Source organism: Neotamlana sedimentorum (assembly GCF_000943565.1).
In the GTDB taxonomy this organism is placed as follows: Bacteria; Bacteroidota; Bacteroidia; order Flavobacteriales; family Flavobacteriaceae; genus Neotamlana; species Neotamlana sedimentorum.
Genome location: NZ_JTDW01000038.1, coordinates 1 through 596 on the forward strand (window position 1 = coordinate 1; position 596 = coordinate 596).

Below are 596 nucleotides of genomic sequence, written 5' to 3' on the forward strand. Positions count from 1 at the left end.
AACACATTTGAGAAAAACTAAAGACATATTAATTTTCGTATTTGCTATAATTGTAGTTTCGGCTTTAGCTTATGTGATTTTTTTATTCTTTTATGTTCAAAAGAGATACGCTGAAATACCTACCGACACAAAATCAATTTTTACGGAATCGAGATATTTATACGGAATATCATCTAATGACAATCTGAAACTTCGAACGGAATATTTACTCATAAAAACCGTTCGTGATTCGATAATCAAATATGAATATAAAAGTACGACAGATTCGACTCGGAATTTAAAAGTAAGTTACTTGACCAAAAATCAAGAAATTCAATTTGACTTAACCGATTACGTAAAGTATGAAAGCAAAACTATTCGGAGTAATTCGAACTCTGAAATTTGGTTTGATATGTACGAAATGAAAGAGCCGATTATTGACGGAATGAGTCCAGTAATGTTTAATAAAGATTATGGAATTTTAGCTATTGCGAATCCACTCGGACCTTCCGCTTTTTTTATGGATAAACAAAATGACAGTTTACAAGTAATGAAAATAAGCGAAAAATTATACTAAAAAAAACGTGTTACAACAAAGAACTGAGTTAAAAAACAAG

1 protein-coding gene is annotated in these 596 nt (G+C 29.9%); it reads left to right on the top strand.

Going from position 1 to position 596, the window contains the following annotated elements; genetic code table 11:
• Nucleotides 1-556: hypothetical protein (locus PW52_RS17600; RefSeq protein ID WP_044634161.1), on the top strand; the 556-nt coding region annotated here is incomplete at its 5' end.
• Between the last annotated feature and the right edge of the window lie 40 nt (nucleotides 557-596).